Annotated in this window: 9 protein-coding genes and 2 tRNA genes; 10 read left to right on the top strand and 1 reads right to left on the bottom strand. The window is 63.8% G+C overall.

The annotated features are described in order from the left end of the window. Positions 1-270 precede the first annotated feature (270 nt). A tRNA-Ile gene (locus tag ACTQVX_RS08565) sits at positions 271-346 on the bottom strand. Between the two features lie 707 nt (positions 347-1,053). Here ACTQVX_RS08565 and ACTQVX_RS08560 point away from each other — a divergent pair. From ACTQVX_RS08560 to ACTQVX_RS08515, 10 genes are all read left to right on the top strand, one after another. Next, positions 1,054-1,126: transfer RNA gene (locus tag ACTQVX_RS08560), tRNA-Ala, on the top strand. Positions 1,127-1,201: 75 nt separating this feature from the next. Then, the gene (locus ACTQVX_RS08555; protein ID WP_441560879.1) at positions 1,202-3,232 is read left to right on the top strand and encodes an ABC-F family ATP-binding cassette domain-containing protein; all 2,031 of its coding nucleotides are present in this window, start codon (positions 1,202-1,204) and stop codon (positions 3,230-3,232) included. Then, entirely contained in the window at positions 3,219-3,515 is a 297-nt protein-coding gene (locus ACTQVX_RS08550; RefSeq protein WP_441560877.1) for a hypothetical protein, read from the top strand. The genes ACTQVX_RS08555 and ACTQVX_RS08550 overlap by 14 nt, the downstream gene beginning before the upstream one ends. A gap of 9 nt (positions 3,516-3,524) precedes the next feature. Next, positions 3,525-4,208, top strand: a complete 684-nt coding sequence (locus tag ACTQVX_RS08545) for a site-2 protease family protein (RefSeq protein ID WP_441560875.1) — start codon at positions 3,525-3,527, stop codon at positions 4,206-4,208. A gap of 84 nt (positions 4,209-4,292) precedes the next feature. Continuing rightward, complete coding sequence (locus ACTQVX_RS08540) at positions 4,293-5,102, top strand: segregation and condensation protein A (RefSeq protein ID WP_441537368.1); 810 nt, start codon at positions 4,293-4,295, stop codon at positions 5,100-5,102. Positions 5,103-5,113: 11 nt separating this feature from the next. Continuing rightward, positions 5,114-5,842 (top strand): SMC-Scp complex subunit ScpB, encoded by a 729-nt coding sequence (scpB, locus tag ACTQVX_RS08535; RefSeq protein WP_441055625.1) that lies wholly within the window; start codon positions 5,114-5,116, stop codon positions 5,840-5,842. Next, a complete protein-coding gene (locus ACTQVX_RS08530) occupies positions 5,829-6,794 on the top strand; it encodes a pseudouridine synthase (RefSeq protein WP_441560872.1) in 966 nt (321 codons plus the stop codon). Before scpB ends, ACTQVX_RS08530 begins: the two co-directional genes overlap by 14 nt. 66 nt (positions 6,795-6,860) lie before the next feature. Next, positions 6,861-7,547: a (d)CMP kinase gene (cmk, locus tag ACTQVX_RS08525; protein ID WP_441560870.1), complete on the top strand. Its 687-nt coding sequence runs from the start codon at positions 6,861-6,863 to the stop codon at positions 7,545-7,547. A 3-nt stretch (positions 7,548-7,550) separates the two neighbouring features. Beyond that, on the top strand, positions 7,551-8,279 hold the full coding sequence (locus tag ACTQVX_RS08520; protein WP_441560869.1) for a lysophospholipid acyltransferase family protein: 729 nt from the start codon (positions 7,551-7,553) through the stop codon (positions 8,277-8,279). 2 nt (positions 8,280-8,281) lie between these two features. Then, positions 8,282-9,178: a 4-hydroxy-3-methylbut-2-enyl diphosphate reductase gene (locus ACTQVX_RS08515; protein WP_441560867.1), complete on the top strand. Its 897-nt coding sequence runs from the start codon at positions 8,282-8,284 to the stop codon at positions 9,176-9,178. The last annotated feature ends 2 nt before the right edge of the window (positions 9,179-9,180 follow it).

Here is a 9,180-nt window from a genome sequence, read left to right as displayed (position 1 = left end):
TCAGCTGGGAGAGCGCTTGACTGGCAGTCAAGAGGTCAGGGGTTCGATCCCCCTCGTCTCCACCCGAGCATTGAATGAGGCTCCAACGCAAGTTGGGGCCTTTTTTCATATCAATCGTCCTACAGTTTATCTTTACTTAGTGGCTGTTGAAGTGAATCCATCCTAAATTGCAAATATGAATGAAATTAACGCCCTACGCCATTGCAGGCCAAAATAAGGCGTCAACGCAATGTAAAGAGGCCAGGCGTGTTGCCCGGCCTCGAAATACTCTGGTGGGCCCTCCGGGATTCGAACCCAGAACCCAGGGATTATGAGTCCCCTGCGCTAACCGTTGCGCCAAGAGCCCTTATGTACTGTGATAATAATTTCAACAATGGAAATTCATTTCCCATTGGGTTAAATCACGATTTGAAATACTACCATGCACAAGCATGTCGCACAACGCACGATCAAGCCATGTATTTAACACCCGGTATTCCCTGACAATCAAGATGCATCACAAGAAATATCACTGGATGGGAATTGTTCAAGCCATTATCCCAAGACTGCAAATAGAGTTAACCATCGGCGAACTGGTGCCATTTCAAAACCATGCCGGATTACGGGGCTGGACCCGGACCGGCCGTCCATACCCTGCATCTCACGAAATTCGCAAGTCGTCTACCTGCGGTTTTGATTTTACCGATTACGGCATGCCCGAGGGTTCCCGGCCTGGCCCCGTAAACCGGCATGGTTTTGAGATCGCCGGGTGGGCGGGGGCGCGATTGGTCCCGATAATGGGCCTGGTTGCGGCAGGATGGCCGTTGGGCGGATGGCGGCCCGCGCCGCGGAAGCGAAAAAACGGCGGTCGGCGGGACTCGAGATGTCCCAAGGGCGCCGGAGAGGGGGCGGCGGCGTGGCCGCCGCCCGCGGGGCGCGCCCCCGCGGGCCGGATCGGGCGTCGCGGGCCCCTCGCTCCCGAGCCCGTCCCGCATCCCCGGTCCCGCAGCCGAAAGTTTTTCCGAAATTGTCCTTGCATCGGCGGGGGAGTTCCCGTATAGTACTTTTTCGCACGGGGGCGTAGCTCAGCTGGGAGAGCGCTTGACTGGCAGTCAAGAGGTCAGGGGTTCGATCCCCCTCGTCTCCACCCGAGCATTGAATGAGGCTCCAACGCAAGTTGGGGCCTTTTTTCATATAGGCACACAAGGTCAAAGGCGGCACCATGATCCTCCTGGTCGACAAGATCGAAAAAAGCTTCGGAGCGCGCGTCCTCTTTAGCGGCGCGTCCTTCCAGATCAACCCCGGCGAACGCTTTGCGCTCGTGGGACCCAACGGCGCCGGCAAAACCACCATGCTCAAAATCATCATGGGTATCGACAGCCCCGACGCCGGCCAGGTCCAGTACTCCAAGGACTGTCAGGTGGGCTACCTCGAGCAGGAAACCAACCTGGAGCACAAGGATACGACCATCCTCGCCGAGGTCATGGCCGCCGCCAAGGAAATCCGCCGCATGGGTGAGCGCGCCAACGAGCTGCAGGCCCAGATCACCGAGCTCTCTGAGCAGGGCAAGGACGTCGACGCGCTCCTTAACGAGTACGGCCAGGTCCAGGACCGCTTTGAGCACTTGGGCGGCTACGAGCTCGAAAGTAATGCCCGCAAGATCCTGTCCGGTCTGGGCTTTAAGGTCACCGACTTTGAGCGCCCGTGTTCCGAGTTCTCGGGCGGCTGGCAGATGCGCATCGCGCTGGCCAAGCTCTTCCTGCGCCATCCCGACCTGCTGCTTCTGGACGAGCCCACCAACCACCTGGACCTCGAAAGCGTCCAGTGGTTGCGCGGCTTTATCGCCAACTACGACGGCGCCGTTCTCATCGTCAGCCATGACCGCGCCTTTATGGACGCCTGCGTCGACCACGTCGCCGCGCTCGAGAACCGCCGCGTGACCACCTACACCGGCAATTACAGCAGCTACCTCAAGCAGCGCGAGGACAACCTGGAGCAGATGCGCGCCAAGCGTGCCGCCCAGGAGCGCGACATCGCCCACATGCAGGTTTTCGTCGACAAGTTCCGCTACAAGCCCACCAAGGCCGCCCAGGCCCAGGAGCGCATCCGCAAGATCGAGCAGATCAAAAAGGAGCTCGTCATCCTGCCCGAGGGCCACAAGCACATCGACTTTAAGTTCCCCGATCCGCCGCGCTCCGGCGACATGGTCGTGGGCCTGGAGGGCGTGTCCAAGTCCTATGGCAACAAGCACATCTATAGCGATATCGACCTCAAACTCTACCGCGGCGAGCACGTGGCGCTTGTCGGCCCTAACGGCGCCGGCAAGTCCACCCTCATGAAGATCATCGCCGGCCTGGAGCCGCCCACTACCGGCGCGCGCGACCTGGGTACCAACGTGGGCGTGGCTTATTACGCCCAGCACGCGCTCGAAGGCATGACCGAGTCCAACACCGTCCTGCAAGAAATCGACACCGTCACGCCCAAGTGGACCGTGCCGCAGCAGCGCAGCCTACTGGGCGCCTTCCTGTTTAGCGACAACGATTCTATCGAAAAGCAGGTTCGCGTTCTTTCCGGCGGCGAAAAGGCGCGTCTGGCCCTGGCTAAGATGCTCGTGGCCCCCGAGGCACTTCTGTGCCTGGACGAGCCCACCAACCACTTGGACATCGACTCGGTGGACATGCTCGAGAACGCCCTGCAAAACTTCCCCGGCACCATCGTGCTGATTAGTCACGACGAGCACCTGGTGCGAGCCGTGGCCAACCGCGTGATCGATATCCGCGATGGCAAGGTCACGGTCTATGACGGCGACTACGACTACTACCTCTACAAGCGCGAGGACCTCGCAGCCCGCGCCGCCGAGGCGGCAGGGGAGAGCGTGCCCGCCGCAGCCAAGCCCACCAAAGCCAGCGCCACCCAGGCCGATACCCCCGCCGCAGCGCCTAAGCCGGCCGAGGGCAAAAAGACCAAGGAGCAAAAGCGCGCCGAGGCCCAGGCCCGCGCCGCGCTCAACAAAAAGCTCAAGGGCGTTCGCAACCAGCTCAAGAAGATCGAGGCAGAGCTGGACAAAAAACGCGCCCGCTATGACGAGCTTATGGAATTGATGGCGAGCGAAGAGCTTTATGCCGATCAGGATAAGTTTAACGCCGCGCTGGGGGAATATAACGGGCTTAAGCAAGAGCTGCCCAAGCTCGAGGACGAATGGCTCGAGCTTTCCACCCAGATCGAAGAGGAGACCGCGCGTGAACTCTCGTAAGGCCGCTGCCGTGGCGATGAGCATCATCGCCATCGCGTGCCGCATCTGCGGCATCTTTATGAGCGCGATGACCGTGCTGCTGTGCTTTAGCGGCCTTACCGCCAAGCTGCAGATTGTGGGCTTTGTCGTTGAGCTTTCGCGCGCGCTGCCGAGCGCTATCGCGGGCTACGGCGTCATCACATCGCCCTTTGGCGGTGTGTTCCGCCTGGATTACGCCATCGTGGCCGTCATCCTGTTTGTGGCCGACTACCTGCTTTCGCGCGCCTCGCGCCGCGTCCGCTAGGGGAGCGCCATGTCCAGCAGCTACCTCATGAACCTGCTTGCCAGCGCCGTCGCCGTCATCGTGGGCATCGTGATCCACGAGAGCGCACACGCCGCCGCGGCCTGGGCGCTCGGCGACAAAACGGCCCGTTCGCGCGGCCGCGTCTCGCTCAACCCGCTCAACCATATCGACCCGTTTGGCACCGTCCTCCTGCCGCTGCTCATGCTCGCGGCCGGCGGCCCGGTGTTCGCCTTCGCCAAGCCCGTGCCCGTCTACCTCAACAACCTCAAGCACCCCAAGCGCGACGAGGTCTTGGTGAGCGCGGCCGGCCCCGTATCGAACATCGCACTGGCGTGCCTTGCCGCGGCCCTCATGCACGCAGCATACGGCAACCTCTACACCAGCATGTCCTTTGCCGTAGCGTCCCAAATCATGAACTTCGGCGCCACCTTTATCGTGGTCAACCTGTCGCTCGCGTTTTTTAACCTCATCCCGATCCCGCCGCTTGACGGCTCGTCGATCATCGTGCCGTTCCTCAAAGGCAAGGCGCTCACCAACTACTACCAACTGCAGCAATACGCCATGCCGATTCTTATCATCGTGCTGTATCTGCTGCCCATGTGGACCGGCATCGATGTGATCGGCCGGTATTTCGACGTTACCGTGTATCCGCTCGCTGGGCAGCTGCTTAACTTCGCAATCGCCGGCATCTAGGGTAAACTTACAGGTCGACCGTGCAAAACGGTCGCAACATGCACCCAAACCGCGCCGCGAAGGCGCCGTCAAAGGAGGTCGAAGATGTCGTATCGCGTGTCGACGCAGGTCTACAGCGGACCGTTCGACCTGCTGCTGCAGCTGGTAACCCGCCAAAAAGTTGATATCGGCGCCATCTCGATCAGCGAGGTGGCCGAGCAGTACCTTGCCGAGGTCGAGCGTATTGAGGCGCTGGACCTGGACGTGGCGAGTGACTTTCTGCTGGTCGCGGCAACCCTTTTGGACATCAAGGCCGCCTCGCTGGTGCCCCAGGAGGCCCCGCACAAAGCCGACGACGATGACGAGATTGACGAAGACCTCGAGGAACTCAGCGCACTCGACGGCGACGCCCTGCGCGAGGTCCTGATCCAGCGCCTGATCGCCTACAAGCAGTTTAAGGGCGCGGCGGCGGCCCTTGGCGCGCGCATGCAGGCCGAAAGCCGCATGCATCCGCGTGTGGCCGGCCCCGACCCCGAGTTTTTGGGCCTTATGCCCGACTACCTGGCCGGCATTACCCTGCGCGGCCTCGCCGTCATCTGCGCCGACCTGGACGGCAAGCGCCAGACCTTCTTGCTGGAGGCCGAGCACGTGGCACCGCATCGCGTGCCGCTCGACTTGACGGTGGCCTCGGTCGACCGCTTTACCATGGCGCACCAAACCTGCACCTTCCGCGAGCTGTTGGATGGCGACGCCACCACCGAGCAGCTCGTCGTCACCTTCCTGGCCATGCTGGAGCTCGCCAAGCGAGGCTCGCTCACCCTGAGCCAGGACGAGATCTTTGGAACCATCCGTATCAACCGCGTCGAGGGCGCCGAGGCCTACGTACCCGGCGAGGGCCCCGAGCTCACCGAATAGGAGCGGCAACCATGTCAACCCTTTCTACGCTAGAGGCAAACAGCCTCAAAGGCGCCCTCGAGGCGCTCCTGCTGGTTTCGAGCGATCCGGTGAGCGCGCCCGCGCTGGCAGATGCGCTGGATATCGCCCCGGGCGAGTGCGCGTCGCTTTTGGCCGAGCTCAAAGTTGAGTACGAGGAGGCCAATCGCGGCTTTCAGCTGCGCGAGGTCGCCGGCGGCTGGCGCCTGTTTACGCACCCCGCCTACCACGATGTGGTCGAGTCCTATGTGCTGAGCTGGGACACGCAAAAGCTGTCGCAGGCGGCGCTCGAGACCCTTGCTGTGATCGCCTACCACCAGCCCGTCACGCGCGAGGTGGTCAAGGGCATCCGCGGCGTCAACTCCGACGGCGTCATCGCGTCGCTCGTTGACAAGGGTCTGGTGCGCGAGCTCGGCCGCGACCCCCAGCGCGGTCAGGCCATCATTTACGGCACGACCAACGCCTTTTTGGAGAAGTTTGGTCTGCGGTCCACCCGCGACCTTCCCGATCTGGAGCAGTTTGCCCCCGACGAGCAGTCGCGCCAGTTTATCCGCGAGCGCCTGAGCGGCCGCAGCATTCAGTCTACGCTCGAGGAGCAGGTCGAGGACCTAGACGAAGAGCGCGAGCTGCTGGATACCGATGTTGAGGATGTCGAGGCAGTCGGTGGCGAGGAAACACTTGCCACCGACGACGCTGCGGAGGATACGCATGACGAGGACTAGCGAAGCAGGGGAGACGCGCGCCGCCGGTGCCACGGGCGCACCCGCGACCGACGCCCAGCCCGTCTACCCGCACACCATGCGCCTGCAGCGCTTTTTGGCGCGCGCGGGCGTGGCGAGCCGCCGCGGCTCGGAGGACCTGATGACCGCCGGCCGCGTGACCGTCAACGGCCAGGTCGCGACCGAACTGGGCACCAAGGTCGATGTGGACCGCGACCATATCGAGCTTGACGGCATGCCCGTCAAGCTCAACCAGGGCGCCGTGTACCTGATGCTCTACAAGCCGACCGGCTATCTCACCACCATGAGCGATCCGCAGGAGCGCCCCTGCGTGGCCGACCTGGTCCCGCGCGACCGCTTTCCGGGGCTCTTCCCGGTGGGTCGCCTGGACCGAGACACCACGGGGCTTTTGCTCTTTACCACCGACGGCGACCTGTCGCAGGACCTGCTGCACCCCAGCAAGCACGTCTACAAGACCTACCAGGCGCTCGTGGACGGCCACCTGACCGATCGCGACTTGGAACCGCTGCGCCGCGGCATCGAGCTCGACGACGGCCTGTGCCAGCCGGCAATCTGCCGCGTTATTACCGCGCGCGAGGCCGAGGCGGTGGCTCCGCAGGGCGTGAAGCCCGGCACAACCGCCGTGGAGGTCATCATCCGCGAGGGGCGCAAGAACCAGGTCAAGCGCATGCTGAGCAAGATCCACCACCCGGTGATCCGCCTGCACCGCTGCAACTTTGCCGGCCTGGAGCTCAAAGATGTGGCCAAGGGCTCGTGGCGCGAGCTCACCGACCGCGAGGTACAGATCCTCAAGGCCGGCGGCATCCCGCCCAAGCAGGCCGGCGCCAAGCGCGGCGCTGCGCCGGCGACCAACACCGCGACCCGCACGCGCCACCACGGCAGCCACGGCTCCGCGCCCAAGCGCAACACCTACCGCGAGCGCTACACGGGCTAGCCAGTCCGCCAAGCCCCAGCGCCCGCGTCCCATACCAGCACGTCAACCACCGAAAGGAAGCATTGCATGATCGTCGCCATCGACGGCCCCGCCGGATCCGGCAAGTCCACCATCGCCAAGGAGATCGCCCGCCAGCTGGGCTTTAACAAGCTCGACACGGGCGCCATGTATCGCGCCGTCACCTTCGCCGCGCTCGACCGCGGCATCGACCTGAACGACGAGGCGGCCATCGATGCCCTCGCCGAGCAGATCGAGATTCGCTTTACCAACGGCACCGGCGAGGACACGCGCCTGACCATCGACGGCGCGGACGCCTCGGCTGCCATTCGCACCGCGCAGGTGGACGCCAACGTCTCCAAGGTCTCGGCCTACCCGGGCGTACGCGCGGCCATGCTCATCCATCAGCGTCGCGCCGCCGAGGACCGCGATATCGTGGCCGAGGGCCGCGACATCGGCACCGTCGTGTTCCCCAACGCGCAGGTCAAGGTGTTCCTGACCGCCGATCCGCGCGAGCGCGCCCGTCGCCGCGTGCTTCAGCGCCACCAAAACGACGCCCAGCCGCTAACCGAAGAGCAGCTCGAGGCCGAGGTCGACGAGACCCTCAACGCCCTCAAGCAGCGTGACAAGCTCGACAGTAGCCGCGAGGTCGCGCCGCTCGTGCCCGCCGAGGACGCCGTGCACGTCGACTCCACCGCACATACCATCGACGAGGTCGTCTCGATAATCGAGGACCTCATCAACCAAAGGAGGTAGCTCATGCGCCTGTTTAAGCAGACGCCCGAGGATTACTACAACGCGCCTTATGCCGAGTTCCCGGCGCTCATCCGCGGCACCGTCGCCGTGGTCATGGCAATCCTTTGGGCTTTCTCCAAGCTCATGTGGCGCTGGAAGGTAGAGGACAGCGACCTGCTGTTTGAGCGCCAGGAAGGCCGCGGCAGCGTGGTCATCTGCAACCACACCTCGATGGCCGAGCTCCTGGCTGTAGAGACGGCGCTGTTTTTTGGCGGCCGCCGCGTTCGCCCCATCTTTAAGTCCGAGTTTGCCAAGAGCAAGATCGTGCGCTGGGCCTTTAGCCGCGTGGGCGGCATTCCCGTCGAGCGCGGCACCGCCGACATGAAGTGCCTACGTGCCGCCCAGCACGCGCTGCAGCGCGGCGAGGACGTCCTGATCTTCCCCGAGGGCACGCGCATCCGCTCGCGCGAGATCAAGCCCGAGGTCCACGGCGGCTTTGCACTCATCGCCCAGATGGGCAAGGCACCCGTCAACCCGCTCGCCATCTGCGGCTGGTCCGATATCACGCCTGCGGGCAAAAAGCTCATGCGCCCCAAAAAGTGCTGGATTCGTGCCGGCAAGGCCATCTCGCTATCCGATGCACCGGCCGAGCTCAAGCGCAAGGAGCGCCTGGCATGGTTTGAGTCCGAGGCCATGAGCCGCGTCTACGCCATGCGCGACGACCTGTGCGCCGAGCACCCCGGCAGGTTCTAGCCATGGGCGAGAACGTCATGAATACCGCCGCGACCGCCGCTGAGGAGGTCGTCCCCACCATCGAAATCGCAGCGCATGCCGGTACCTGCTACGGCGTACAGCGCGCGCTCGACATGGCACTGGCCGCCGCGCCGCAGGCGGGGGAGGACGCTCAGGTCCACACCCTGGGCCCGCTCATCCATAACCCCATCGTGGTGCGCGAGCTCGCCGAGGCAGGCGTCGGTCTGGCAGACACCTTGGACGACGCCGCATCGGGCACCGTGGTCATTCGCGCGCACGGCGTGGTGCCGCAGGTCATCGAGGCTGCTTGCGAGCGCGGCCTTACCGTGGTCGATGCCACCTGCCCCTACGTCAAGAAGGTCCACGTGGCGGCCGAGCGCCTGGTGCGCGAGGGCTACCGTGTGATCGTCGTGGGGGAGCCGGGCCACCCCGAGGTTGAGGGCATCCTGGGCCACGCCGGCGATGACGCGCAGGTCGTGAGTTGTGCCGCCGACGCCGACGCGCTACCACTCAAGGGCAAGGTGGGCCTGGTTGTGCAGACCACCCAAACCGCGCAGAACCTGGCCGAGGTTGTGGCCTCCATCACCCCGCGCGTGCAGGAACTACGCGTGATCAACACCATCTGCGCTGCCACGAGCGAGCGACAGCAGGCGGCCGCAACCCTTGCCAACCGCTGCGACTGCATGGTCGTCGTGGGCGGCAAAAACTCCGGCAATACGCGCCGCCTGGCGCAGATTTGTGCCGATGTCTGCGAGCACACCCATCACATCGAGGAAGCATCCGAGATTGAGGCCGCATGGTTTGCCAACGCGCGCCACATCGGCATCACCGCCGGAGCCTCAACTCCGCAAGAACACATCGAACGCGCCGTTGCGCGCATCAAGGAGCTTTGTCGCTAATC

It is taken from the genome of Collinsella sp. LCP19S3_A6, from assembly GCF_052122015.1.
GTDB lineage: Bacteria > Actinomycetota > Coriobacteriia > Coriobacteriales > Coriobacteriaceae > Collinsella.
Note: the sequence above shows the minus strand (reverse complement) of the source record. Positions and strands in the feature narration are given on the sequence as shown.